Source organism: Paenarthrobacter sp. TE3676 (genome assembly GCF_056279165.1).
Genome location: NZ_JBWBQU010000005.1, coordinates 185,576 through 210,946, shown reverse-complemented (window position 1 = coordinate 210,946; position 25,371 = coordinate 185,576). Strand labels below are relative to the sequence as shown.

Below are 25,371 nucleotides of genomic sequence, written 5' to 3'. Positions count from 1 at the left end.
AGGGATGTCGATCGACTAGTTCTCTGAGACGCACAAGTTCGTCGCCAATCATCGCCAGAGCCGCCCGAGCGTGTCCGCCCACTGCAGTATCTCAACCCCAGCGCCCAGCGCAGCAGTGACCGCTTGGCGTGTCGGCCCTGCGTTTGGGTTAGTTGCGACGAAAATGTCGAACGGAGAGCACCTATCGAGAGCATACCGGACCGACGTGACCTCCGCCTGGTATCCAGGCTCGATATAGAGAACCAGTGGCGGCAATGCTCCCTTTCTGGTGACCAAGAGTCGGCGACTATCTACAAACGAGACGCTGTCCACGCGCGTATGCCGGTTTAGACCTTCCCACACAAAACTAAGGGCGGGGGGGAAAAACATCTGTGGGTCGTCGTACAAGCGAAGCGCGCGCATGCTATCGGCTAGGCCGCCCCAGGCGACCTTTGCTGATTCACAAAGCTCGATGGCATCCTGTTGGAAAATGCCAATTTTAGGAATGTTCACGACAAAGTCGAGATCGCCATCGAAGAGATGGGCAATGTCCCATGCGGTGACGTCCCGTTGCTTGACCACCCCAAACCGAACTGGACGGTCGGAAGCGCGCGAGATTCGCACATGATCGCCGTCGGCTTCGACACCCACCACTAGATCATCATCCATTGACAGGTACGAGGACAAAACAAAATCATCAACGGTCGGCAAAGAGAAACTCCATTTCCTTGGGGTAGCGAACTGTCTTCAGGCCGCCCTCGCCCTGATGGCGGTAAGTCATGCCCTTCACGTGGCTGCGATAGGCGGCGACCGTCTCCTTTTCTTCATGGGAGAGCAGTCGTGCGTTCGCGTCAATGATGCGAAGGATCCGATGGTGGTTTGGGATGATTGTCGCTTCCACTTCATGCTGCCACATTGCAGCTTCCTCTGCCTCGGGATCGAAGCGGTACTCATTGTCCGGGCCTATGGTGCGGTGAATATAGCGGTTTTGCGTTGTGTAAGGCTCGATCGCGGAGCGCGCCGCTGCCCGAGTGGGAAAAGCTGCGATCCCGAGTGCACTTTCGACTGCTGATTGGCGCCCGTCCTTCCAACTCAGAAGCAAGTCAACAGGGTATTCCTTCGGCGCTTTGTCAATGACCGTATGGCAGTTCGCACAGAGTAGGACGAGGTTGTCCCAGAGGCCCAAAGCCTCAGGGGCGACGTCCTCATTGCCACGCGCGCCGTGAGGTCTAGCGGCGATAATGTGAGCAATTTCGCCGAAGTGAACCGCGCCGCCGGTTTCCAAATCTACGAAAAGGGTGCGCTTACAGCTCGGATTCTGGCAGTATCCAGCGGAGTCCGCCCAGAGTCGATATCTCGTTGTTTGTGTGGGGTTCGCCTTACCCCGGATGCAATGGTTGGCCACCCTAAAAGTATGCACCGTGGCGCAAGTTCCGGGACATACCCGAGTTCGCGGGGCCCAGTTTGTTGAAGCCTAGCCGACAGGCCGCTGCGTCGTTAACTACCAAACAGTCCAGACGCTGGCCGCGGTTGCACATAGGATGCCGCCACCCACGAATGATATGTCGCCCTTCAACTTCAGAAACGTGGCATAGGCAGAGGCGCTGTTGCTACTGAAACCCAGAATGAAGTCGCTGGCGTTGTACTTCACTCCCCACGGATCCAGTTCTTCCAAGCGTGCCGTATGCCAAGCTTCGGCGACTCGCGGTGTGAACTGGGGGTAATGTCGCTGCGTGCCCGCTTCCAACCTTCCGCGCTTTGCGCGCAATTCTGCAATATGGTTCTCCCGATATTCGTACCTCTTTGCAGGCTCTTTGACCACATTCCAGGCGCGTAGGAGGCCTACTAGCGGGAGAATTCCGCCAAGAAGATAGAGCAAGCTCTGGAGTATTTTCAAAAGATCCACATCCATACCATAAAGGTCGGTGTTATCAAGCTCGCACGTTGGCGCTGACTTCCTTTGAACGCACCGAGGGATTGTCAAGAATCCATACTGCTCGCACGGCCAGCTCCTATGTCCGCGTCCCGCGCCCGCTTCAGATCCTTCCGCAAACCCCGGTTATCCGCCCGCAGCCCCCGATTATCGTCAGCCAACCCCCGGTTGTCCTCCGTTAGCCCCCGGTTCTCCGCTTCCAACTCGAGCACCAGTTTCACGCCGGCCAAGTTCAGCCCCTCGTCCAACAACACGCCGATCCTGCGTAGCGTCGCAAGGTCGCTTTCGCTGTATCGGCGAGTGCCGCCGTCGGTCCTTTCCGGGGTGAGCAGGCCCTTGCGCTCGTACTGCCTGATGTTCTGCTGCCCTGTGCCGACGAGCTCAGCTGCCACCGAGATCGCGTAGACCCCGCGCGCGTCCCGGTCGTTAGTCGAACCCTCACCCGAGGTGCCGTCCGCACCGGAAGCCGACCCTCCGCCGTCGTACTCTTCAGCGGCAGTCTCAACATCCGAAGCTGCCATCAAAGACCTCCAAAAATCTTCCCGAAAACTACTTGCATCAACTCTCTCACCGGTGCTATAAAAAATCTATACCAGCCACCATAGATCTAGCCGGATCGAGCAGGCTGGTACGAACAACAGAATCAGCATCAAGACCAAAGGAGTGAGAACCAAATGCTGATGCGCACTGACCCGTTCCGCGAATTCGACAGGCTCGCCCAACAGGTTTTTGGCACAACAGCACGCCCGGCCGGAATGCCGATGGATGCATGGCAGGAGGACGGACAATTTGTTGTTGCCTTCGATCTGCCCGGCGTAAGCCCTGATTCAGTTGAGCTGGACGTCGAACGGAACGTCCTCACGGTAAAGGCAGAACGCAAGTCGCCCGCAGGCGAGAACACCGAGATGATCGCCGCCGAGCGCCCACAGGGCATCTTCAGCCGGCAGCTCATCCTCGGTGACACCTTGGATACCGACGGCGTCCAAGCCAGCTACGACGCCGGGGTGCTCACACTCCGCATCCCCGTCGCCGAGAAGGCCAAGCCGCGGCGCATCGAGATCCAATCCAGCGGGCAGAGGCAGGAAATCAACGCCTAATCCCGTCCGCCCTGCCGGAAGGCTCACCCGGGGTGGCCAACCGGCAGGGCGTCAGCCGGGAACAACGGAGGCGGCCGCATCGGAATAGTAGGGCGCAGGCTTCGCGCCACGTCACAGCGTTTTTTAGCGCACATGAAAGCGGCCCCCGCCCGTCGTCTCCCGATTGATGGCCCCCGGTCCAGGCCGGGGGCCATCGCCAACCCGCAGCAGGAAACCGGAACACCATTGAGCACCCAACCTGACCACTACGCCACTCTCCACGTGTCGCCGGACGCGACGGCCCGGGAGATCACCCGCGCCTACCGCACCCTGCTACGGACCCACCACCCGGACACACGCCAAAAGGTCGACGACGGCGACACCACCTCCGCGTCCGACCTCCAGGAACTGCACGCCATCATGCAGGCATACGTCGTTTTGTCGGACCCGGGGAAGCGGGCGGCATACGACAGTGCGCGGCTGAGTCCTGACGGTAAGAGCGGAAGGGGCGGTACGGGCGGAACGCCGGTGAAGGTCCGGTTCCATCGGCGCGAACCTACCCCGGGACGAGAGTCTGCCGGCCGCGAAAGGGACCAGACGCCGCTCGCGTTTGGGCCACCCCGCTGGGAACCTTCACCCCGCAATATGAGATCACCGAGGAGTAATCCATGAGTGCTTGGCGTCCGTACGACGGTCACATCATTCCAGCGTTCTACGAGCGGTTCGAGAAACGCTGGGGGAGAGGGACGGCCCCGTTCCTGGACCCCGAAGTCCACGAACAACCCATGCCGCGTGCTCAATGGATCAATCCGGACACCGGGGCTGCCGTCGCCGTGGTCCCCATCTGGACCGACGACCCCGAGCACCGCTCCTTCGGCGTGTTCTACCTGCCGCCCGCCGGCGATATCTGGATGCTCCGCCCAGGGCCAACGACGTTCATGGAACCGAGCGGGGGAGCCAGTGGGGAGCAGGTGACTCTCCGCAACGACGCCTTCAAGAAGGCCGTCAACCATGCCAAGGAGTTCATCTACGGGCCCCAGCTTTGACAGGCGGCGGGGTTGGCACGTAATTAACGCCCGCCGTCGACCATTCCTGTCACCCAAATTCCTGCGGGCCGCGGATACCCGTTGACTCCACCCGGATGTGCGCGTCGAGAGCGTATATGCGCGGCGCGGACCGGATTGCGTGGCGCGGACCGACTTGTGCGGCGCTGGGAGTCAAGCAAAAGAAGGCTGGTGCAGCCTCTGGAAAGAATCCCAAGGCGGCTGCACCAGCTGCTAGTACGACTTTCTGTTATGAGTTGTGACACCTATCCATTGGCCGCTCCTAGTTCCCGGCTTCGATTGTTTCCGGGCCTTTCAAATCCTGTGCAGGGCGGGGCGAAGCTGAGGTGGTCATTGAGGGCTCCGTCCCCGGGAGAACACCTCCCATTTTACGGCGGCCCATGGGAAAAAGCGCTGGAATTCCCTGTATTTCAGGGGTGCCTGCCGGGGGAGTGCTGCCTACCGTGGCACGATAGATCACGATGAAACTGCGCGCTGATCAGACCGGAAACCGTGGCCTCCCGATGCCCCTTTGGCTACAGGGTGGTTTGGAAGCGGCTCAGGCAGCGTTCATTTCAGCCATTGTCGTGATTCTTCCGCTGGTGGGAGTGTGGGCTACCGACGGATTCCAGAACCGGAACGTGGACGCCTTGGCGCGCCTGGCCGGCCAAGCATGGCTGCTGATCCACGGTGTCCCGCTGGAGTTGGCGCACGTCAACCTCGGCACTGCTGCCCAACCCGGTTCGGGTTTACTGTCCCTCATCCCGCTCGGCCTGACACTCATTCCGTTCCTGCTCGCTTGGCGTGCCGGCCGTCGACTCGCCCGGGCGTCGTACACCGACCAACTGTGGCAGGCGTTCCTTGGCGCGTTCGTGGTGTACGCAGCATTCGGGACGGCCACGGGATTCGTGTGCCGCACCCCCGAAGTCGTCATTAACCTGTGGTTCGCCATGACCATCCCGCTGATCTCCTTCGGCCTCGGCATGATCGTGGGCGCCCGACGCGAAGCGGGCTCGTGGAGCCGACTGATCGGCGTCGACGCCGTCGCCTGGCTCGCAAAGACCAGTCAGCATTCCCGCTGGGCCGGCTCATATGTGGGCTCGGCGTTGAAGGCCGGTTTCGTAGCGACGATGGCTTCCGTTTCTTTGGCCGCGCTGTTGCTGGCTGTGACCATCGTGTGGCATTGGACGGACATCATTGCCGTCTACGAAGGTCTGCAGGCGGGCGCCATGGGTGGTGCCGTGCTCACCATCGCGCAGCTCGGCTTCCTGCCAAACCTCGTCATTTTCGCCCTGTCCTGGTCCACCGGTGCAGGCTTCTCACTCGGCGTCGGCTCAACAGCGGGTCCGCTGGGTACCGCCGTCGGACCGCTTCCGGCGGTTCCGGTTCTTGGGGCACTTCCCGCGGGACAGCTCGACGCCGGTGCCATGGCCCTGGCGCTTCCCGTCATCGCCGGCATCCTGGCGGGTTGGTGGTTCCTGCGTGAAGGCGAGAACCATTTCGACGAGTGGCTTTCCATCAAGATCAAAGCCCGCTGGTTCACGGCTACCGCCTCCACCCTGTTCCTGGGCGCGTTCATAGGCATCGTTGCAGGGCTTCTCGGCGGGGCCTTGGCGTGGATCGCACGGGGTTCTGCAGGAATTGGACGGCTCACGGAAATCGGACCCCACCCGATGTGGACGGCAGCCTGGCTGGCCGCCGAAGTGGGCATCGGCGTCGTAATTGGCTATGCCGTGGGGCCGTGGCTGGAACGCCGCCAGAAGCTGCGCGAGGCCAACCTCGACGAAGTAGCGTACGACGACGAACACGCCTGAGCGGGTTCGCTCAGTAACCTTGGGCTAGCGCAGCGGCCCCGGCATCGAGTCCTCAAGCTGCGTCAGGCACTGTGTCTTGGCGGATTCCGTCAGCGCCGTGCGTGAGCAGTCCTGGTACGTGCTGACCTGGTTGAAGAAGAGCACGGATGTCAGGATCAGCAGGCACATAACGGCCGTGACAACCAGGCCCGAAATAGTTCCGAACAGCATCAGTTTTGGGTGCTTGTGCTTCAACGTCCGTACCAGGACGACGATACCCAACACCAAAGCTGCGAGCGTGAGGATGGCGCTCAACCACACGTAGTTCACGTTCAGTGAGAACACGAAGAACGCGCCCAAAGCCGCCAAAAGGAAAGCACGGAAGAGGTTCTGGCTCACGCCGAGGGCGGACTTTTCGGCCTCGGAGCGGGGTTGTTGGCTCGGCTTGGAACCGACGTCGGGATTCATGTTTTCCAGCCTACGCGAGCCGCCCATAAGCTAGTGCAATGCGCATTGTTGTCCTCGTCTCCGGTACCGGTTCAAATCTCCAGGCTGTCATCGACGCCGTGAAGTCGGGTGAACTGGATGTCGAGATCGCCGCTGTGGGCGCCGACCGGCCCGATACGTACGGCGTAGAGCGCTCCGACGAGGCTGGTATTGAGACGTTCGTGGTCAACTTCAACTCGTTTGAAACCCGCGCCGAATGGGATTCAGCCTTGCGCGACAAAGTCCTGTCCTACAAGCCGGATGTGGTGGTTTCCTCCGGTTTCATGAGGATCGTGAGCGCCGACTTCATCGACGCTTTCGGCGGCAAGTACGTCAACACCCACCCCGCGCTGCTGCCATCGTTCCCGGGCGCCCACGGAGTGCGCGACGCCATCGCATACGGCGTCAAAGTCACGGGCTGCACAGTGCATTGGGCCGACGCCGGCGTGGATACCGGCCCCATCATCGCGCAGGAAGCCGTTGCCATCCTGCCCGAGGACTCCGAAGAATCCCTGCACGAGCGCATCAAGGTAGTTGAGCGCCGCCTGCTGGTCCAGACCCTGGCGGACCTCGCCGCCGACCCCTTACCCAACTGAGTAACAGCAAGCGTCGCAATGAGCCCTGATTAGAACGTCTGCTGTTACCTAGTTGAGTGGCAGGGGCGAAGGGCTGTGGATAACTCCCCAAGTCCTCGGCGCATTTGTCAGCATGGGCTGATGAAGACTTCGCGGCCGCTCCCGGCAGACCTCACTTCGAAACCATTTACAAGGCAGGAAGCGCTCGACGCCGGAGTGTCAGTTGGACGCCTGCGTTACCGGGATCTGGACTCACCAAGCCGTCAGATATACATACCCGGCTCCCTTGACGAGCTGCCATTGACCGATCGCGCCAGACCCCTGACGTTGGTCACGCCGTTCTCCGCGGCTTCGCATGCCACGGCGTTCCTTCTTTGGGGGTTTCCCGGTTTCCTCCCGCGCAGCCATGAGCCCGGTATTCACATTTCCCGCCCTGACACCGTCGGGATCCCTCGCCGCCGGGGCGTGATCGGGCATAGGGGACAGTTCTTCGAGGATGAAATCACCATGTTTAATGGCCTGCTTATCACCAGCCGGGCCCGGACGTGGCTGGATTGCGCGCGGAAGATGGATATTGACGAGATCACGGTTGTGGCCGATCACTTGCTCCGCATTCCCAGGCCGGAATTCGAGGGTCGCGGTGAGCCACACTGCACCATGGATGAGCTCGAAGAAATGCTGGACCGGCACTGGGGGACACCGGGTATTCGGAAGGCCCGCCTCGCTTTGGAGCAAGCCTGCGTGGGGGCCGACTCTGCCCCCGAAACGCGACTGAGGCTGGCGCTTGAGCGGGCTGGGCTTCCCGCCCCGGAAGTAAACGTGCGCACAGAACTAGGTCCCGGCGTCGTGCGCCAACCGGACCTGGCCTATCGCGAGCGGCGGGTCGCCGTCGAATATGAAGGTGAGGGCCACTCGGATCCGGAGCAGATAGTGAGGGACATTGCCCGTGAGGAGGACTTCAGCCGTGCCGGATGGATCCTTGTGCGAATCTCCAAGCGCCACATGTCTACGGGCGCGACGACCGCCGTGGCCAAGGTCCGGAGGGCGCTGGAGCAGCATGGGTGGGCTCCCAACTAGGTAACAGCAAACGTCCCACTGAGCGCTCAATGGGACGTTTGCTGTTACCTAGTTGGGTTACCCGAGGACTCGCTGCTTGGTCTCCGGAGCGAAGAACGCCATCCACAGAACGGACAGCAGCACCAGGCCACCAGCCATCGCGAACGACTGCGCCAAGCCGAACTCCGGCCAGAAGAACGAGGCAAACACCAAGGGGCCGAAGCCCGCACCGATGCGCGAGAACGTCGAAGCCCAGCCAAAGCCCGAGCCGCGGAGCTCGGTCGGGTACAGCTCGGATACATACGCATAGAGCACAGGAATGGCCACCTGCACCACGAAGCCGAACACCAGGAGCCAGAACACAGCGGCCGACGGCACATCCACCACGATCGCGACGATCACCAGCGTCAGCGCGGACAACGGACCAGTGATGGCGAGGATCCACTTGCGGCCCACGCGCTCCACCAGCAGCGCTGCAACAATGACGCCCAAAAGTCCGACGGCGGCCATGCTCGCCGTGGTGACGAACGCCTTGTACTCCTCGAATCCGGCGCCGATGAGAATCCGAGGCATCCACGTCAGCGACAAGTAGTAAACCAACAGGACGCTGAAGAACAAAGCCCAGGCCGCCGTCGTGATTTTCCAGTTGAACTGCCAAATCCGCCGGAGCTGCGTCCACGCGCTGCCGGGGGAGAGACGCGGCGCGGCCTGTGGTTCGGGCAGGCTGTAAGCGCGCGGCTCTGCACCGGTTGCCTCGACCAAACCATCAATCACCGCAGCCGCCTCAGCACGTCGGCCCGCCCGAATCAGGAACAACGGCGACTCGGGCACCGAACGCCGAACCCAGAAAACGAGCAGCGCCGGCAGCACCATGATCAGCATGGTGAGCCGCCAGTCGCCAAAGGCCGCAACCAGCCCCGCCGAGACGAAACCGCAGAGCGCAGCGCCGATCGGCCACCAACCATCCATGGCCGTGAGCACCTTGCCCCTTTGCTTCCGGGGTGTGAACTCACCCACCAGGGCATAGTCCACAGGGATGCAGCCGCCCAAGCCGAAGCCGGCCATGAAGCGGAAGATGCAGAACCATACGATGTCAGGGGAGAACGCACCCAGAACTGTGAAGATGCTGAAAATGAGGAGGGTGGCAGTGAACGCCTTTTTACGGCCGATGGTGTCCGCGATGGTGCCCCACGCGAACGCACCCACAGCCATGCCGATCAAGTTGGCAGTGCCGATCCACGCGGCGTCAGCCGGTTGCAGCGACCAGTGCTTGGACAGCAGCGGAATCAGGATGCCGTTGAGCGTGACATCCCAGGCGTCGAACATGAACCCGAGCCCGCCGATCAGGAAAATCCGTCCTTGGACCTTCCACCGCCATGGCAGTTCCTGCACAACTTGTTCGCCGCTGGGCACGGCCGTGTATGTATTCATTTGCCCTCCTGCATGCAACTTTATGCGCTTGGGCTAACCCCGCCGACCGCGTTACTTCTGGTTCTCGATGGCCCTCCGCAGGAAACCGCCGGCTTCTTCCAAGGCACCCTTGGCCTGACCAGCCTCGATGCCGGTAAGGAGGACCAAAATGGCTGCCTTCACTGAACCGCCAACGGAGTCCAGCGCTGCGGCGGCTTCCTGGGCGGACACGCCGGTTGCGTGCTGGACGGTCCTTTGCGAGCGGGCCAGCAGCTTCTCGTTCGTGGCCCGCAGATCCACCATGAGGTTCCCGTAGGTCTTGCCGAGCTTCACCATCACCAACGTGCTGATCATGTTGAGGACGAGTTTCTGCGCCGTGCCCGAGTTCAGCCTGGTGGAGCCGGCAATGAACTCCGGACCCACAACAACCTCGATCGCGGCATCCGCCAGGTGGCTAACGGCCGAGCCCTTGTTGCACGCCAGCGACGCCGTAAACGCGCCCCGCTTCCGCGCTTCTTCCAGCGCGCCGATCACGTAGGGCGTCCGGCCCGAGGCCGTAATACCCACGACGGCGTCGGCTTCGGTCACGTTGATGTCGTGCAAGTCGCGCGCACCGGCAGTCGCGTTGTCCTCGGCATACTCAACCGGTTTCTGGATCGCCTGCACTCCGCCCGCAATAAGTCCGACGACGAGTCCCGGCGGAGTGCCGAACGTCGGCGGACATTCGCTCGCGTCGAGCACACCCAGCCGTCCGGCCGTTCCGGCTCCCACATACAAAAGACGGCCACCGCGCTGAAGCCGCTCCGCAACGGCGTCGACGGTTTGAACAATGGCGGGACTCGCAGCCTCCACGGCAGCGTGTACTCCTGCACTGTGCGCAAGCATCGCCGCAACCAGTTCCTGGGTGCCCAGGATGTCCAGGTTCTCCAGGCCCTCGGCCGTGGCCTCGGTCTGCAATCCTGCCAGTTCCGTACGCAGGCCCGCTAATTTGTCGGCGTTAGTCGGGCCAGTTTGTTCCGTCACGGTGGATGTACCTTTCCTGGATGAGCCCGCGGCGCGTCGCAGCGAGGGCAGCACCGTCCAAACCATCGCCCAGCGGTGCAACCACCTCAATCCCAGCCGAAGCAAGGCACTTCCGCAAGAGCGCCGCGAAGAAGTCCGAACCCACCACTCCGCCCAGCAACGCCACACGGGTTGTGCTGCCGTTGTCGCCGCCGGATGCGAGCCCCACGGTACGGGTCAGGATGCGGCAAGCCTCCCCGATAATGCCATGTGCGACGGCGTCACCCGCCTCCGCTGCGTGCAGAACCAGCGGCGCGAAACGGGCCATCGCCCGGTAGGGGTTCTCGTTGGCGGCGAGCCACCCCGGGAGCATGTCCGGTGACTCCACCAGAGCGCCGGCTGCAGCTGACAACGACGTAGCCGGGCCGCCGTCGTGCGCTTCAAGAACTGCCTGAAGACCCTGCTGACCGATCCATCGTCCGCTGCCACGATCACCCAGATAGGGCCCCCAGCCGTCGGCCCGGTGCAGGACGCCGGCTTCATCGAAGCGGAAGGCCACGGCACCCGTGCCCACGATGAGCGTAGTGCCGGGGGCACCTTGGAGAGCGCCGAGTTGGGCGGCCGTCGCATCTGAGAGGACCGCTGCAGGAACCGAGAACCTTCGGGACAACATGGTGGCCAGTTCCTGGGACTTCTCCGCGGACGCTTCGACGCCGGCAACTGCGGCGCCAACGCTGGTGATCGCGCTGAGGGGAAGCCCGGGTGGCAACAGGCTCACGGTTTCAAGGAGGAGCTCGAACGCGAGGGCGGGCCCGTTGTCCACGTGAACCCCGGGGAAGCCATGCTGGTCGGCGGCGCCCAGCAACTCCGTGCCGCTGCGCAACTCCACGCGGCAACGGCTCTTCCCTACATCGGCAACAAGAACGACCTCGGTGGCTTCCATGGATCAACCCTATGTTGCGGGGCCCGCTCTGCGCGGTAAACCCCGTAAATGGCGTGCAGAGCGGGCCTCGCAATGCCTGGACCCTGCGTTGTGAGGCCAGTTCTGCAGGGTATTGTGTGTGCTTTGCGTGCAGAGCGGGCCTCGCAACTTCTGTGGAGGAATAGTCGCAGCGTCCTTCAGGGGCCAAATCTGTGGATAACGCAACGCTGCTGGCCGTTTCCGGCGAGCATGGTCCAATGCGGAAACCTATGCCTTTGCCGTCGGAGATCAACCCGGAAGGCTTCCTTATCAGCGACGCCTACGCGGCCGGCGTGCCACGCGGGAGGCTGCAATCGGCAGGCCTCACCACACCCAGCCGGGGAATCCGGCTTGACCGGAGCGATAGCCCCAACGTGGCGCTACTTGCACGGCTGCACACGGCCGTCACTCCCCGTTGTGCGGTCAGCCATGTGACCGCTGCGCTCCTCTGGTCGATCCCCCTTCCGATATATCTCGAGGAGGAGGGCAACAACGGCGTTATTCACGTGACGCGACGACACGAGATCGGGCGGGTCAAACGTCGCGGCGTGGTCGGGCATCGAGCACCGTTACTGGCCCGAGACGTTCGTGCAGTGAACGGGGTGCAACTGACGTCGCCCGAGTGGACCTGGATGGATTTGGCCCGGCACATGGGGCGGTCTTCGCTCGTGGCGGCCGGCGACTTTCTGTTGGCTCGGGAGAATCCGCTGTCTTCGATCGAGGCAATCCAGGAAGTCATTGACCGGCGGCCGAAGGTCAAGGGAATCAGGATGGCCCGGGAGATACTGCCGTTGCTGCGCGTCGGGGTGGACTCTCCTCAGGAATCCCGGCTGCGGTTGAAAATCGTCGACGCCGGGCTGCCGGAACCAGCGGTCACGCAGCCCGTCTTCGATGAACAAGGCAGGTACGTATCCACGCCGGACCTCCAATACAAGGAATACAAAATTGCCATGGAGTATGAGGGGGATCATCATCGATCCGACCCAGTGCAGTGGGGTAAGGACATCGAACGCGACGACCGGCTTCGAGCAATGGGGTGGATCGTGCTGAAGTTCTCGGATGTTCAGATGAAAGGTGGATGGGCCAACGCCGAACGTAAGGTGCGCGATGCGTTGGTGTCGCGCGGGTGGCGCGGGCCGGCGTCGTAAGGGGGTGGGTTTGTGGGGCCTGGTGTGCAGGGTGTGGGGCTGGTTTTGGGTGCAGAGTGGGCCTCGCAACGCAGGCGGTGGGTTTGTGGGGCCTGGTGTGCAGGGTGTGGGGCTGGTTTTGGGTGCTGAGCGGGCCTCGCAACGCAGGGGGTGCCAAGACGCAAAACGGGACCAACCACGAAACACGATAAACTCTCCGTATCCCCACCACCCGCGACACCACCCGCGACATCTACGCGAACTAAGACGGAGACTTTTGTGAGCTTGACGCAGCTTGACCGTGTTCCCATCCGCCGTGCACTGATCTCGGTTTACGACAAGACGGGACTGGAGGAGCTCGCGAAGGGCCTGCATGCAGCGGGCGTCGCCATCGTTTCCACCGGCTCCACCGCCAAGAAGATCGCCGCCGCAGGCATCCCGGTCAAGGAAGTCGAAGAAGTCACCGGCTCCCCGGAAATGCTGGACGGCCGCGTCAAGACCCTGCACCCGCGCGTGCACGGCGGCATCCTGGCTGACCGTCGCGTCCCGGCGCACATGGACACCCTCGCTGGCATGGAGATCGAGACCTTCGACCTCGTTGTGGTGAACCTTTACCCGTTCGTCGAGACCGTGAAGTCCGGCGCAGCGCAGGATGACGTCGTGGAGCAGATCGACATCGGAGGCCCCGCGATGGTGCGTTCGGCCGCGAAGAACCACGCCGCCGTCGCCATTGTCACGGACCCGAACTTCTACGGCGCAGTAGTCGACGCCGCAGCACACGGCGGTTTCGACCTGAACACCCGTCGCCGCCTGGCTGCCAAGGCCTTCGCGCACACGGCCAGCTACGACACCGCTGTTGCGACGTGGACTGCCAGCCAGTTCCTGGACGAAGACGGCGACGGCATCATCGACTGGCCCGCCTACGCAGGCCTGTCCTTGGAACGCTCCGAGGTCCTCCGCTACGGCGAAAACCCCCACCAGCAGGCCGCGCTCTACGTGGACAGGGCTGCTCCGGCCGGCATCGCCCAGGCTGACCAGCTGCACGGCAAGGCCATGAGCTACAACAACTTCGTCGATGCCGATGCTGCCCTCCGCGCTGCCTTCGACTTCGCTGAGCCTGCTGTCGCGATCATCAAGCACGCCAATCCGTGTGGTGTCGCTGTTGGTTCCGCCGACGCTGCAGATCCGATCGCCGACGCACATGCCAAGGCCCACGCCTGCGACCCCGTCTCCGCTTTCGGTGGCGTCATCGCTGCGAACCGCACGGTCACGGCCGGCATGGCCCGCACGGTTGCCGACATCTTCACCGAGGTTGTCATCGCCCCGGACTTCGAGCCCGAAGCCGTGGAGATCCTCTCCAAGAAGAAGAACATCCGCCTCCTCGCCCTGCCCGAGGGCTACGGCCGCTACCCCTCCGAGATGCGCCAGGTTTCCGGTGGCGTCCTGGTCCAGATGAGCGACAAGGTAGACGCCGACGGCGACAACCCCGCCAACTGGACCCTCGCTGCCGGCGAAGCCGCCGACGAAGCAACGCTCGCGGACCTCGCCTTCGCCTGGACCGCTTGCCGCGCTGCCAAGTCCAACGCCATCCTGATCGCCAACCACGGTGCAGCCGTGGGCATCGGCATGGGCCAGGTCAACCGCCTGGACTCCTGCCGCCTGGCCGTCGAGCGAGCCAACACGCTGGGCGTGACGGTGGAGTCCGACGTCGAAGGTGCCGGCGGCGCGTCCAACACCAGCGGTGGCGACGCACCTGAGCGCGCACGCGGTGCCGTTGCATCCTCGGACGCGTTCTTCCCGTTCGCTGATGGGCTGCAGATCCTGATCGACGCCGGTGTCCGCGCCGTCGTCCAGCCGGGCGGATCCGTCCGCGACGAGGAAGTCATCGCCGCAGCCAACGCCGCCGGCATCACCATGTACTTCACCGGCGCACGCCACTTCTTCCACTAGAAGCACTGGGCCGCAGTCCCAGCAGCATGGCAAAAGCACCATAACGCAACGGCGGCCGCCCCCGGAAGGGGACGGCCGCCGTCGTGCTTAACACGTACTTAACAGGGACGTGCCAGATACATCAGAAGCGCTACGAAGCCGCCGCAGCAGTGTTGTACGTGGACTGGATGACGGTGCCCCAGTACGGGCCGTACATGGTGGTGGAGTTGCTGCCGTATCCGTAGCTGTTCACGGAGTTCTGGTAGCCGGTGGAGCTGGTGCCGATGAACCACGGGCCGCCCGAGGACCCGCCGGTCATGTTGCAGGGGATTCCCTGGCTGTTGAACTGCGGGTTGTAGGGATCGTTGGTGGCCTTGCCGGAGCAGCTCTTGAGCGATTCACCGTTGAAGGGCGAGCCTGCCGGGTAGCCGAAGGCCTTATAGCTCAGGCCGCGGGCTGCGTTGAACTGGACGCCGGAGGAACCTACGACGTCGGCGAGACGCTGGCCGTTGAGGGTGTTCATGACGGCGAACGCGGTGTCGTACTGCATGTTGCCGTTGGAAGCCCACTGGGTGGGGGCGTACAGCGCCTTTGCCGTCCACTTCCCGTAGGGTGCAGCACCGTTGAGGTAGGCGGGAACGAAGACGAAGTTGGTGGCGTAGGCGCCCGGGCCTTCGTTGAGGCAGTGTCCGGCGGTGGACACGGTGCTCTTGTTGGTTGCGGTGACGGAGTTGCCTGAGCAGACGTAGTTGGAGCCGCCCAGGGTGAAGAAGATCTTGCCGATGTGTTTGACCGGCGTCTCGCTCTGGTTCACTTTGCGGTCGATGGTCTTGGAATCGGGTGCTGCCTGCTGGCCTGCGATGCTGCTGGGGGCGCCCGGGGCTTCAGTGACCGGGGCTTTGCCGAGGTTGAGGAGCTTGCCGCGTTCCAGTGCTTTGGCGGCAAGGATTTCGCCGGACTTGGCATTCTTCATGCGTTCCGGCGTCCAGTAGTCTGCAGCGCCGGCGTCCGACACTACATGGCTGCTGACCGCAGCGCCGCTGGAGTCTGTGGTGTTTACCGGAGCCGCATTTGCGCTGGTGGTTCCAACCAGCGCCAGGATTGCGGCAGCGGACAGACTCAGCAGGCTTGTGGCCAGGGTCTTGGTTTTTGTCACGTTGTTCCTACCTATCGAGGGAGTGAGGCGGTCAGTGATGGCGACCGCCGACTGACGGAATTGAAGGTATCGAACGTATGACAAGTTTGTAAAGAGATGTTTCATAGTTTGTGATAATTTGCTGTCACTTCCAGTTGAGGCTAGGTGGGCCATGCTTGCGCGCCCGGATTCCGAAGGCAGAGGCAGCGTTCGACGACGGCGGGCAGCAGCGGCGGCCGGGCCGCCGTCGGGTGTTGGTCCCTGTTGTGAGCGGTAACGCAGAGAGTGATCCCGGACACGAAGGGCCGTCAAAACGGTCTACTCGGGTAAGTTAGAGATGTTGAAATCTGCAGACTTTCAGGGAGAACCCCGCCAATGGCCAAGATTATCTATACCCACACAGACGAAGCGCCGATGCTGGCAACTTACTCATTCCTGCCGATCGTTGAAGCGTATGCCTCGACCGCAGGAGTAGAGGTGGAGACCCGCGATATTTCGCTGGCCGGCCGCATCATCGCCGTCTTCGGTGATTTCCTGACAGAAGAACAGCGCACGGGCAACGCACTTGCTGAGCTTGGTGAACTGGCAAAGCAGCCGGAAGCCAACATCATCAAGCTGCCCAACATCAGCGCCTCCGTGCCGCAGCTCAAGGCTGCCATCGCCGAGCTCCAGGCCCAGGGCTACGCCCTCCCGGACTACCCGGACAACCCCTCCTCGGACACCGAGACGGACATCCGCTCGCGCTACGACAAGATCAAGGGCTCCGCTGTGAACCCGGTGCTGCGTGAGGGCAACTCGGATCGCCGCGCCCCCTTGTCGGTGAAGAACTACGCCCGCCAGAACCCGCACTCCATGGGTGCCTGGACTGCTGAGTCCAAGACCAACGTTGCCACCATGGGCGAGAACGACTTCCGCTCCAACGAGAAGTCCGTTGTCCTGAAGGCTGACGATTCCCTGACCATCCAGCTGGTGCGCGAAGACGGCACCACCAAGGTCCTGAAGAAGGACTTCCCTGTCCTGGCCGGCGAAGTTGTGGACGCTACCGTCCTCCGCGCCGACGCCCTGGACGAGTTCCTCAAGGCACAGGTTGCCCGCGCCAAGGAAGAGGACATCCTCTTCTCCGCACACCTGAAGGCCACCATGATGAAGGTCTCGGACCCCATCATCTTCGGCCACGTGGTCAAGGCTTACTTCTCCGAGCTGTTCGACACCTATGGCAAGCAGCTCGCAGCCGCAGGCATCAGCCCCAACAACGGCCTCGCAGCCATCCTCAGCGGCCTTGAAGACCTGCCCGAGGACGTCCGCGAAGGCGTCAAGGCAGCCATCACCAAGGGCCTCGAAGACGGTCCGGCGCTGGCCATGGTCGATTCCGACAAGGGCATCACCAGCCTGCACGTCCCGTCGGACATCATCGTTGACGCCTCCATGCCTGCCATGATCCGTTCCTCCGGCCACATGTGGGGCCCGGACGGCAAGGAAGCCGACACCCTGGCTGTTATCCCGGACAGCTCCTACGCCGGGATCTACCAGGTTGTGCTGGACGACTGCCGCGCCAACGGTGCGTTCGATCCCACCACCATGGGCACTGTTCCCAACGTGGGCCTCATGGCGCAGGCCGCCGAGGAATACGGCAGCCACGACAAGACCTTCGAGATCCAGGCAGCGGGCACCGTCCAGCTCGTGGACAGCAAGGGCAACGTCCTCACCGAGCACCAGGTCTTCCCCGGTGACATCTGGCGCGCATGCCAGACCAAGGACGTCCCGGTCCGCGACTGGGTCAAGCTGGCCGTCACCCGTGCCCGCGCTTCCCAGACCCCGGCTGTGTTCTGGCTGGACGAGACCCGCGCACACGACGCCAACCTCATCGCCAAGGTCAACGAGTACCTCAAGGAACACGACACCGAGGGCTTGGAAATCAAGATCCTTTCCCCGGTTGAGGCCACGGCCTTCACCCTGGAGCGCATCCGCAAGGGCGAGGACACCATCTCCGTCACGGGTAACGTCCTCCGCGATTACCTCACGGACCTGTTCCCGATCCTCGAGCTCGGCACCAGCGCCAAGATGCTCTCCATCGTTCCGCTGATCAACGGTGGCGGCCTGTTCGAGACCGGTGCCGGTGGCTCCGCTCCCAAGCACGTCCAGCAGTTGGTCAAGGAAAACCACCTCCGCTGGGACAGCCTGGGCGAGTTCCTTGCCCTGGCCGTGAGCTTCGAGCACCTTGCCACCACCACGGGTAACGCCCGCGCACAGGTCCTGGCTGACACGCTGGACCGCGCCACGGGTACGTTCCTGCTGGAGAACAAGTCCCCGCGCCGCAGCGTCGGCGAGCTGGACAACCGCGGAAGCCACTTCTACCTGGCCACGTACTGGGCCCAGGAACTGGCCAAGCAGACCGAGGATGCCGAGTTGGCCAAGGACTTCGCGGCAATCGCCGAAGCCCTGACCTCCAACGAAGAGGCAATCGTCGGCGAGCTTGCCGCAGTCCAGGGTCCCGGCGTCGACCTTGGCGGTTACTACCGTCCGGACGCTGCCAAGGCCGCTGAGATCATGCGCCCGTCGGCTACGTTCAACAAGGTCCTCGCGACCCTGAAGTAGTCCTGGCATAACGCAACCGGCCCGCAGGCATTGCCTGCGGGCCGGTTGCTTTTAAACGAGGATTCAGCGTTCCGCGTGGAACCGCTCAGGTGCCACACCGCCGTCGACGATGTCCTTCAGCACCCGGCCAATGGCGGGCGTGAACTTGAAACCGTGACCCGAGAAACCAGCGCCCACCACCAGCGGACCGAAGTGGTCCAGCACGAAGTCCTCGTTGGGCGTGGTGGTGTAGGTGCAGCTGATGGGAACCGCGGTGGAAGGGTCGACGCCGGGAAGCCACTCTTCTGCGTACCGCACCAAAGCTTCCATCTGGTGGGGGATGGGCTCGAACGTGCGCTCGTCAGGATCCATGACCGGGCCGACTCCGTGCCAGCCCGCCTTGACGCCTTCGCCGGGGGTGAGCATCCCGTAGACGGGGCTGTACCAGTACTCGTAGGCTTCGTTGTTGGGATCGGGGTCCGGGCTGTGGTTGAAGCTCGGCCACACCAGCGTGTTATCTCTGGGCGTGAAGTGGGCCGGCTGCTCCTGGGTCACCACCAAGGCCGGAAGATCCGTGAGCTTGCCGATGAGTTTCGGAGTCCAAGCACCGGCGGTGACCACCACGCGGCTGGCCGTGTACTCCGTTTCCTCCGTTACCACCACCGCTGATTCGCCGCCCGTGACACGGATGTCCTTGACCGGCGTCGAGTATTTGAAAACGGCACCGTGGGCTTCAGCTGATTTCCGTAGTGCCGTCAGGGCGTCAGCCGCACGGATCCGGCCCGAGCCCGGGACGAAAAGGACATCGGTGGCGAAGTTCATCCCGAGCCAACGGTTAGCGGCTTCGTCGGGGGAGATGAAGTAGCTTTCGATGCCCCGGGCCTCGTGTGCCTCCCGGACCTGTTGCAGGAGGGGAACATTTCCGTGGTTCACAAGCCCCACCATGTCCAGGAGCGGTGCGCCGTGCTCTGCCGCGAGCTCGTCCCAGAGGATTTTCGATTCGGCGAGGAGGTCCAGGTAGTCGGCTTCGGCGTAGGCGGTGTTGAAGTTGCGGGTGGCGCCGTGGGATGCGCCGATGTGGTGTCCGGCCTCGAACTGCTCCAACAGAACCACGGAGCGACCCGCCCGGGCGAGTTGCCACGCGGCAGCCGATCCCATGGCTCCTCCGCCAACAACTACAACGTCAACTTGCATGCCTGCTCCATCCACCGTGGCCCTCTTGAAAACGCGACCCCCAAAGAGGGCCACCTCCCATTCTGCCCCCACTCACCCAACTAAGTCGCAGCAAGCGTCGCAATGAGGGCTCATTGGAGCGTTTGGTGTTACTTAGTTGGGTCAACCATGCAGGGTTACGCGGCCAGGCGCCTGCGGATCCACGCGGAGAACTGGTCCACCACGATGATCAGCACCAGCACAATGAGGATGTGCGTGAGCATGGAGTCGAACTGGAACGACTTGATGGACTGGTTGATCAGCAGGCCGATGCCGCCGGCGCCCACCAGGCCAAGCACCAGCGAGGACCGTACGTTGACGTCGAAGCGGTAAAGCAGCAGGCCAACAAATTGCGGAACCACCATGGGCAGCGTTGCGTTGGCTACCTGCTGGATCCGGTTGGCTCCTGCGGTCCGGAGCGCTTCCTGGGGGCCGGCGTCGATTTCCTCCATTGACTCCGCCCACAGTTTCCCCATGACACCCGTGTTGTGGCAGATCAGCGCGAGCACACCCGCGAACGGACCAAGCCCGACGGCGGTGACGAAGATCAGCGCGAACACGATGTCCGGCACGGCGCGGAAGAAGGACAGGATGGCCCGTGCAGCCTGGTACACAAGCCGGTGCGGGCTGGTGTTCTCGGCGGCCAGCGCCGCAAGCAGCAGGGCGAACGGCACGGACAACGTAGTCCCCAAAAGCCCGATCCACAGGGTCACCAGCGTGGCTTCGAGGCCGGGCTTGAGCGTCTTCTCCCAGCTGAGGTCCGGCGGGAAGGCGTCGCCGATGAACGCAGCCATGCCCTTCCAGCCATCCACTAATAGCTCGGGTTTGAAGTCCGTCCCCTCGATGGCCACGGCGTGAAGTCCGACGACGGCGGCCGCCACTGCCGCCGTCGTGATCCACCGCAACGGCTTCTTCGGGCGGACCAGTGCCACTCGGGTTTTGTTGCTTGGGGAGTCCCGGCGCGCCACTGCCGGGGTCAAGGTGTGGGGTGTCATGCTGCCTGGGTCCTGTCTGAAACGGTGTCTGAAACGATCCTGTCCGGGGCGTACAAGGTGTCGAGGTGCTCCGCCGTGATCCCTGTGGAGGGGAGGTCGAAGGTCATGGAGCCCCGGAGCAGGCCGATGGACCTGTCCGCGTACCGCAGTGCGAGATCGGGTTGGTGCAGCACGGCGGCCACGGCCAGCCCTTCGGAATGCGCGAGTTCACGCAGCAGCGCCATGACCTGCTCGGCGGCGTGCGGATCCAGGGCGGACACGGGCTCGTCGGCGAGTACGACGTCGGCCCGCTGGCACAGTGCCCGGGCTACGGCGACGCGCTGCTGCTGTCCGCCGGACAGCCGACCGACTCGGTCGAAAGCGCGGTCAGCCAGGCCAACCCGGTCCAGGCAGTCGAGAGCTTCCTGCTGAACGTCGGCCGGGAACAGCAATGGACTGAGTGACCGGACAGTGGGGATCCGCGACAGGGCGCCGGCGCAGACGTTATCCAAAGCGGTACGGCGGGGGACCAAGTGGATCTTCTGGAAAATCATGGCCATCCGCTGGCGCGCCTGCTGCAACTCACGGCCCTGCAGGGAATCCAGCGCGTTCCCGGAAATGCTGATGCTGCCGGAATCCGGGGAAGTGATGCCCATGACGCAGCGCAGCGTGGTGGACTTGCCGGAGCCGTTGGCGCCCAGGAAGGCCACCAGCTCACCGGCCGCAACTGAGAAGTCGACACCCTCCAGGACGGTCCGCCCGTTGAAGGACTTACGCAAACCCTGGACAGAAAGGAGCATTACAGATCCTTCTCGGTGAGGCCCATGGTCTCGGCGAGCTCAAACAAGGGCGTGTAGTTATCCTTGGTGACCTCAAGCAAGGGGCCCGGAGGGGTGACGTCCAGGAACTCGCCCACTTTGGCTACATCGGCGGGATCAAGGCTCAGGAATGCGTCCTTCACGGCGGCCTTGAACGCGGGATCGGCGTCACCGCGCACGGTGATGGGGTCATTGGGGATGGGGTTCGACGTCCACACCTGGCGGAAGTTGTCCGCCGTGAACGTGCCTGCGGCGATAGCTGTGGCCAGCGTCTGGGAGTTGATCTGGGCTGCGTCCACTTTGCCGTTGGTGAGCGCCAGCAGTGCTTCAGGATGACCGCCGGTGTAGTCCATCTTGATATCGGCATCGGCATCGGCGATTCCGGCTTCACGGAGGCCGAAACGGGGCAGTACGTCGCCCGAGGTTGAGCCGACGCTGCCCAGGGCGAGGGACTTACCCTTCAGATCCCCGATGGCTTGGATGGGGCTGTCCTTGGGAACCCAGATCCCCGCGGTGTAGGTGCTGAGTTCCTTCTCGGCGGTGCCAAAGGAAACCAGCGGCTCGGCGCCGGCCTTGGCGTCCGCGAACACGTAGCCCAGGGGACCGAACTGGCCCAGGTCGAGCTTGCCGTTGCGCATGGCCAGGACCTCGGCCGCATAATCTTCAACCACCTGGACGCTGACCGGGCATTCAAGCTTCTTGGACAGGGCGGCCGCCAGGACATCGTAGGCCGGCTTCAACTTGGCGGGGTCCTCGTAGGGTTCGATGCCGAACTTGATCTCGCCGTTGGGGCAGGTGGCCTTGGTGGCTTCGGGGGAGGACTGTGCCGAGCCGCCGCAGGCAGTGAGCGCCAGAACGGTGGCGAGGGCAAGCGCGGAACCGGTGAGGAGCGTGGTTTTCATGGGGATCCTTATGCGAAGGGGACTGAGAGGGGAGAACGGATACCAAAGATGAATCAGTACAGGCGGGAAACGTTGCGGTGCGCCAGGCCGAAGGACAGCGTCATGCCGACGCCGGAGGTCACAGACACCACGGTGACGCCGGGCTGGACCTCGCGGACCAGGACCGGTGCCACCTCGGAGGACGCGTAGATGCCCTGCCAGCGCTGGATGATCTCCAGTGGTTCGCCGATCCGGCCGGTGATTTCAGAGTTGAGTGTGTCGGTCACGGATTCGTCCAGGAACGGATCGGCCGTGCGGTGGTAGTGGTGTGAGTCGCCCAGGATGATGGTGCCGTCAGGGCGTTGGGTGAACATGACGTTGGCGCCGATCTCCAGCAGTTCCGGCTGCTTCTCCAGTACTTCGGAGTGCAGGGCTGCAGCAGCGGGCATGTCCGTGAAAGCCGGGTACCGGAGCATCGATGTCGCAGTGAGAACCGCTGGCGCGAACTCGACGCCGGATGGCTTGGCCGCCAGCGACATCTGCAAGGCGCACCGTTGGATGTGGTGCTCCTCGGCAAGGTCCGGGAAGAGGTAGTCGACGTCGTGGCCAACACAGACAAAGACCTGCCTCGCGCGGAGCTCGCCGCGCGATGTCTGGACAGTCACGCCCTCAGGACTCTGGTTGAAGTCCAGCGCGGCCGTGTTCCAGTGAAGTTCGACGCCGGGTTGCTGGCTTAACCACTCGGCCAACTTGGCGACTGTTGTACGGGGATCTACTCGGAGGTCGTCCCGGAGGAAGGCGCCGCCCACCAGGCCGGGCCATTTTCCGCCTGAAGTACCGCCGTCGTCGTGCGGTTCTTCTGCCCCGGAAGCTGACGAGCCCAGGCGTGCCCGCGTCTCCGCAGGGGAGAGCAGTTCTACCTGTCCCGGCTCCCGCACGGCGGAGAGTTCGCGGAGGACGTTCATCTCAGCTTCGGTGCGGGCGAGAACCATGGCGCCGGCTTCGGCAGCCCAGAACCCGGCGCGCTCGGAAAACTCGAGCCAGTACTTCCGCGAGGTCTGCGCAAGTTCATACAGTTCGCCGGATTGGGCCGTGATGCAGCAGTGGCCGAAGTTGCGTACAGAAGCGCCGGCCGCATGATGGTCGCGCTCGATGATGGTGACGGTCAGGCCGTTGGCGACAGCGTGAGCGGCGTGGGCCAGTCCCACAATTCCAGCACCAACAACGACGACGTCGGTGGCCTGGCTCGCTCTGCTGTTGAAACGTGCGGGGGAGGTGCTTGTGTTGTTCACACCATTGAGACTGGCGGCTGATTGAAGGGGAATCAAGCCAAATTGGCACTTGTATATACAAGTTAACCTGATTTTAACTTCTGTTCACTTGAGTTCACATCAAATTCATCTAAAGCCTCTCAAAACCAGTGTTTCCATTGGGCCGGACTTGTATTATCAACTTGTGAGCACACAGCAGAACACACCCCTCCACGTCCGTCTCAGCGAGGAATTCATGCGCCGGATCACTGACGGCGACTGGCCGCCGGGCTTCCAGCTACCCAGCGAGGCGGAGCTGTGCCGCGAGTTCGGAACGTCGCGTGGACCCATCCGCCAAGCGCTCGCATTCCTTCGTTCGGAAGGAGCTGTGACCGGCGGCCGAGGCCGGCCTCCCATGGTTCGCTCGTCTGTGCCGTCGCAGTCCTTTTCCACGTTCAACTCTTTCACTGAATGGGCCAGCGGGATAGGCAAAAAGCCCGGCCAACGAACCCTTGAAGTGGCCAGGCGCGAAGCCAGCCCGGAAGCGGCGGAGGCACTTGGTTTGATGCCCGGGACCACCGTGGTGGAGGTCCTGCGCGTCCGCTACCTGGATGACGCTCCGGCCATGATCGAGCGCACCACGTTCATTCTGGATGTGGGCCGGAAACTGTTCGACTTCGATACCGATTCCGGGTCCATTTTTGCGTTCCTCAAGGAACAAGGCGTAGACCTGCACAGCGCCCGCCACACCATCGACGCCGTCGCCGCCAGTGACGAGGACGCCGAACTTTTGGAGCAACCCGAAGGTATTCCGCTCCTGCGCGAACGCCGCATCACCCGTTCCTCCGACGGACAGCCCCTCGAATACTCCGAGGACCGCTACCTGCCGGCACTCACAAACTTCACCATCGACAACACCGTGGAACGCCGGGCCGCCCTGGTCCGCATCCACACCGAAGGAGCCACCCCATGATCAAGCTAGTTGCCTGCGATATGGCCGGAACCACCATCGACGAACACGGCGACGTCTACGTAGCGCTGGCCCGCTGCGTTGAAGAAACCGGCGTGACCACCACGCCCGAAGCTGTGCAGGAGTGGATGGGCGCCGACAAAGTTGAGGCCATCACGGCGCTGATTGAAGCCGGGGGAGGAGTGGCCACGCCGGAAGTAGTGGCTGCCGCTTTCAAGCGCTTCAAGGAATTGCTCGTCGAGTTCTACGACGCCAACCCGCCGGTTGCGCTCGAAGGCGTGGAAGACGCGTTCCGTGCTCTCCGCCGCCAGGGCATCAAGGTGGCCCTGACAACCGGCTTCTCGCGCGACGTGGCCGAGCCTCTCCTGGAGCGGCTGGGTTGGAGCGTCGACGACGATAACCTGTTGGACGCCGTCGTATGCTCCGACGAAGTAGCCGCCGGTCGTCCGGCACCGCACATGATTCACCGGGCCATGGAGCTGACCGGCGTGCAGGATGTCCGCGCCGTGATCGCTGCCGGCGATACCGTGAACGACCTCGCCGCTGCCAACAACGCCGGCGTCACCGCCGTGGGTGTCCTGACCGGCAAGCTGGACCGCGACGCCTTGGCCGCGCACCCGCACCACCACATCCTGGACGGCGTGAAGGACATCCCGGCGCTGCTGTCGTAGCGGACCGCGATGTTGGCGGCAGGCCCGCAGGCATGGAAGATTGGAACCCGTGAAATTCCTGCACCCGTCTCCCACGTCCTCTGCCCGCGGCGTCACCATCCTGCGAGTGGTGTTCGGTGCGCTCCTGATGGTGCACGGCTTCCAGAAGTTCATGGCCGGGCATGCTGCGTTCGCCGCGTCGGTGGCGGCCATGGGCGTGCAGAAGCCGGAGATCGTGGCGTGGCTTGTGATCGCCGGCGAACTGGGCCTCGGCCTGCTCCTGGTCATCGGCGCCCTCACCAGGGTGGCCGGATTTCTGGCGGCGATCATGTTCGCCGGGATCTGGTTCGTGACCGAAGCGGGCAAACCACTGCTCACTGACAAGTCCGGTGTCACCGCCGAACTCCTGATCATTTACGTCGCCATCTCCATCGCGTTCGTGTTTCTGGGCCCCGGCGCTCTGTCCCTGGACCGCAAGCTGGCAAGGCAACCGGCCCGCCACGGGCGCTAATACAGCTGAGTTAACTCACGACGGCG

General features: G+C 63.2%; 26 protein-coding genes. 12 read left to right on the top strand and 14 right to left on the bottom strand.

Annotation, left to right across the window (positions count from 1 at the left end):
- Positions 1 to 48: 48 nt before the first annotated feature.
- From ACZ881_RS13795 to ACZ881_RS13780, 4 genes are all read right to left on the bottom strand, one after another.
- The gene (locus ACZ881_RS13795; RefSeq protein ID WP_476116245.1) at positions 49 to 690 is read right to left on the bottom strand and encodes a hypothetical protein; all 642 of its coding nucleotides are present in this window, start codon (positions 688 to 690) and stop codon (positions 49 to 51) included.
- A complete protein-coding gene (locus ACZ881_RS13790; RefSeq protein ID WP_476116243.1) occupies positions 677 to 1,264 on the bottom strand; it encodes a hypothetical protein in 588 nt (195 codons plus the stop codon). Before ACZ881_RS13790 ends, ACZ881_RS13795 begins: the two co-directional genes overlap by 14 nt.
- A gap of 216 nt (positions 1,265 to 1,480) precedes the next feature.
- Positions 1,481 to 1,885, bottom strand: a complete 405-nt coding sequence (locus ACZ881_RS13785; protein WP_476116241.1) for a hypothetical protein — start codon at positions 1,883 to 1,885, stop codon at positions 1,481 to 1,483.
- A 74-nt stretch (positions 1,886 to 1,959) separates the two neighbouring features.
- Positions 1,960 to 2,433: a MerR family transcriptional regulator gene (locus tag ACZ881_RS13780; protein ID WP_476116239.1), complete on the bottom strand. Its 474-nt coding sequence runs from the start codon at positions 2,431 to 2,433 to the stop codon at positions 1,960 to 1,962.
- Positions 2,434 to 2,586: 153 nt separating this feature from the next.
- Between ACZ881_RS13780 and ACZ881_RS13775 the strand changes: the two genes are divergently transcribed.
- The 4 genes from ACZ881_RS13775 (at position 2,587) to ACZ881_RS13760 (ending at position 5,845) form a co-directional block, all read left to right on the top strand.
- Positions 2,587 to 3,009 (top strand): Hsp20/alpha crystallin family protein, encoded by a 423-nt coding sequence (locus ACZ881_RS13775; RefSeq protein ID WP_091465968.1) that lies wholly within the window; start codon positions 2,587 to 2,589, stop codon positions 3,007 to 3,009.
- A 132-nt stretch (positions 3,010 to 3,141) separates the two neighbouring features.
- On the top strand, positions 3,142 to 3,660 hold the full coding sequence (locus ACZ881_RS13770) for a J domain-containing protein (protein WP_476116237.1): 519 nt from the start codon (positions 3,142 to 3,144) through the stop codon (positions 3,658 to 3,660).
- A complete protein-coding gene (locus ACZ881_RS13765; RefSeq protein WP_179019331.1) occupies positions 3,657 to 4,034 on the top strand; it encodes a hypothetical protein in 378 nt (125 codons plus the stop codon). Before ACZ881_RS13770 ends, ACZ881_RS13765 begins: the two co-directional genes overlap by 4 nt.
- Positions 4,035 to 4,513: 479 nt before the next feature.
- Positions 4,514 to 5,845 carry a cell division protein PerM gene (locus tag ACZ881_RS13760; RefSeq protein WP_476116234.1) on the top strand — a complete coding sequence of 444 codons (1,332 nt, stop codon included), beginning with the start codon at positions 4,514 to 4,516 and terminating at the stop codon, positions 5,843 to 5,845.
- 24 nt (positions 5,846 to 5,869) lie between these two features.
- Here the strand turns inward: ACZ881_RS13760 and ACZ881_RS13755 are convergent, their stop codons facing one another.
- Positions 5,870 to 6,319 (bottom strand): hypothetical protein, encoded by a 450-nt coding sequence (locus ACZ881_RS13755; RefSeq protein WP_091465976.1) that lies wholly within the window; start codon positions 6,317 to 6,319, stop codon positions 5,870 to 5,872.
- A gap of 11 nt (positions 6,320 to 6,330) precedes the next feature.
- Between ACZ881_RS13755 and purN the strand changes: the two genes are divergently transcribed.
- The gene (gene purN, locus ACZ881_RS13750) at positions 6,331 to 6,906 is read left to right on the top strand and encodes a phosphoribosylglycinamide formyltransferase (RefSeq protein ID WP_476116232.1); all 576 of its coding nucleotides are present in this window, start codon (positions 6,331 to 6,333) and stop codon (positions 6,904 to 6,906) included.
- Positions 6,907 to 7,026: 120 nt separating this feature from the next.
- Entirely contained in the window at positions 7,027 to 7,962 is a 936-nt protein-coding gene (locus ACZ881_RS13745) for a hypothetical protein (RefSeq protein WP_476116230.1), read from the top strand.
- A gap of 57 nt (positions 7,963 to 8,019) precedes the next feature.
- On the opposite strand, the gene ACZ881_RS13740 is transcribed toward ACZ881_RS13745, so the two are convergent.
- The 3 genes from ACZ881_RS13740 to ACZ881_RS13730 are packed head-to-tail and all read right to left on the bottom strand — an operon-like array spanning position 8,020 to position 11,296.
- Positions 8,020 to 9,372 (bottom strand): MFS transporter, encoded by a 1,353-nt coding sequence (locus tag ACZ881_RS13740; protein ID WP_476116228.1) that lies wholly within the window; start codon positions 9,370 to 9,372, stop codon positions 8,020 to 8,022.
- A gap of 51 nt (positions 9,373 to 9,423) precedes the next feature.
- On the bottom strand, positions 9,424 to 10,374 hold the full coding sequence (murQ, locus tag ACZ881_RS13735) for an N-acetylmuramic acid 6-phosphate etherase (RefSeq protein ID WP_476116227.1): 951 nt from the start codon (positions 10,372 to 10,374) through the stop codon (positions 9,424 to 9,426).
- Positions 10,349 to 11,296: an N-acetylglucosamine kinase gene (locus ACZ881_RS13730; RefSeq protein WP_476116225.1), complete on the bottom strand. Its 948-nt coding sequence runs from the start codon at positions 11,294 to 11,296 to the stop codon at positions 10,349 to 10,351. The genes murQ and ACZ881_RS13730 overlap by 26 nt, the downstream gene beginning before the upstream one ends.
- Positions 11,297 to 11,487: 191 nt before the next feature.
- Between ACZ881_RS13730 and ACZ881_RS13725 the strand changes: the two genes are divergently transcribed.
- Positions 11,488 to 12,462, top strand: a complete 975-nt coding sequence (locus tag ACZ881_RS13725; RefSeq protein ID WP_476116223.1) for an endonuclease domain-containing protein — start codon at positions 11,488 to 11,490, stop codon at positions 12,460 to 12,462.
- Between the two features lie 258 nt (positions 12,463 to 12,720).
- A complete protein-coding gene (gene purH, locus ACZ881_RS13720) occupies positions 12,721 to 14,391 on the top strand; it encodes a bifunctional phosphoribosylaminoimidazolecarboxamide formyltransferase/IMP cyclohydrolase (RefSeq protein WP_476116221.1) in 1,671 nt (556 codons plus the stop codon).
- A gap of 130 nt (positions 14,392 to 14,521) precedes the next feature.
- Here the strand turns inward: purH and ACZ881_RS13715 are convergent, their stop codons facing one another.
- Positions 14,522 to 15,631 carry a trypsin-like serine peptidase gene (locus ACZ881_RS13715; protein ID WP_420180442.1) on the bottom strand — a complete coding sequence of 370 codons (1,110 nt, stop codon included), beginning with the start codon at positions 15,629 to 15,631 and terminating at the stop codon, positions 14,522 to 14,524.
- Positions 15,632 to 15,880: 249 nt separating this feature from the next.
- Here ACZ881_RS13715 and ACZ881_RS13710 point away from each other — a divergent pair, with 249 nt between their 5' ends.
- On the top strand, positions 15,881 to 18,100 hold the full coding sequence (locus ACZ881_RS13710) for an NADP-dependent isocitrate dehydrogenase (RefSeq protein WP_476116219.1): 2,220 nt from the start codon (positions 15,881 to 15,883) through the stop codon (positions 18,098 to 18,100).
- Between the two features lie 63 nt (positions 18,101 to 18,163).
- Here ACZ881_RS13710 and ACZ881_RS13705 read toward each other — a convergent pair whose 3' ends face one another.
- The 5 genes from ACZ881_RS13705 to ACZ881_RS13685 form a co-directional block, all read right to left on the bottom strand.
- Positions 18,164 to 19,273 carry an FAD-dependent oxidoreductase gene (locus ACZ881_RS13705; protein ID WP_476116217.1) on the bottom strand — a complete coding sequence of 370 codons (1,110 nt, stop codon included), beginning with the start codon at positions 19,271 to 19,273 and terminating at the stop codon, positions 18,164 to 18,166.
- Positions 19,274 to 19,428: 155 nt separating this feature from the next.
- On the bottom strand, positions 19,429 to 20,286 hold the full coding sequence (gene phnE / locus ACZ881_RS13700) for a phosphonate ABC transporter, permease protein PhnE (protein ID WP_476116215.1): 858 nt from the start codon (positions 20,284 to 20,286) through the stop codon (positions 19,429 to 19,431).
- Entirely contained in the window at positions 20,283 to 21,065 is a 783-nt protein-coding gene (locus ACZ881_RS13695) for a phosphonate ABC transporter ATP-binding protein (protein ID WP_476116213.1), read from the bottom strand. Before ACZ881_RS13695 ends, phnE begins: the two co-directional genes overlap by 4 nt.
- Positions 21,065 to 21,985, bottom strand: coding sequence for a phosphate/phosphite/phosphonate ABC transporter substrate-binding protein (locus ACZ881_RS13690; RefSeq protein ID WP_476116211.1), 921 nt, complete (start codon positions 21,983 to 21,985; stop codon positions 21,065 to 21,067). Before ACZ881_RS13690 ends, ACZ881_RS13695 begins: the two co-directional genes overlap by 1 nt.
- 53 nt (positions 21,986 to 22,038) lie before the next feature.
- Positions 22,039 to 23,256: a TIGR03364 family FAD-dependent oxidoreductase gene (locus tag ACZ881_RS13685; protein ID WP_476116209.1), complete on the bottom strand. Its 1,218-nt coding sequence runs from the start codon at positions 23,254 to 23,256 to the stop codon at positions 22,039 to 22,041.
- Positions 23,257 to 23,419: 163 nt separating this feature from the next.
- On the opposite strand from ACZ881_RS13685, the gene ACZ881_RS13680 reads away from it, so the two are divergent.
- The 3 genes from ACZ881_RS13680 to ACZ881_RS13670 are packed head-to-tail and all read left to right on the top strand — an operon-like array spanning position 23,420 to position 25,345.
- The gene (locus tag ACZ881_RS13680) at positions 23,420 to 24,187 is read left to right on the top strand and encodes a GntR family transcriptional regulator (protein WP_476116207.1); all 768 of its coding nucleotides are present in this window, start codon (positions 23,420 to 23,422) and stop codon (positions 24,185 to 24,187) included.
- A complete protein-coding gene (locus ACZ881_RS13675; protein WP_476116205.1) occupies positions 24,184 to 24,855 on the top strand; it encodes a phosphonatase-like hydrolase in 672 nt (223 codons plus the stop codon). The genes ACZ881_RS13680 and ACZ881_RS13675 overlap by 4 nt, the downstream gene beginning before the upstream one ends.
- A 49-nt stretch (positions 24,856 to 24,904) precedes the next feature.
- Positions 24,905 to 25,345 (top strand): DoxX family protein, encoded by a 441-nt coding sequence (locus ACZ881_RS13670; protein WP_091466003.1) that lies wholly within the window; start codon positions 24,905 to 24,907, stop codon positions 25,343 to 25,345.
- Positions 25,346 to 25,371 lie beyond the last annotated feature (26 nt).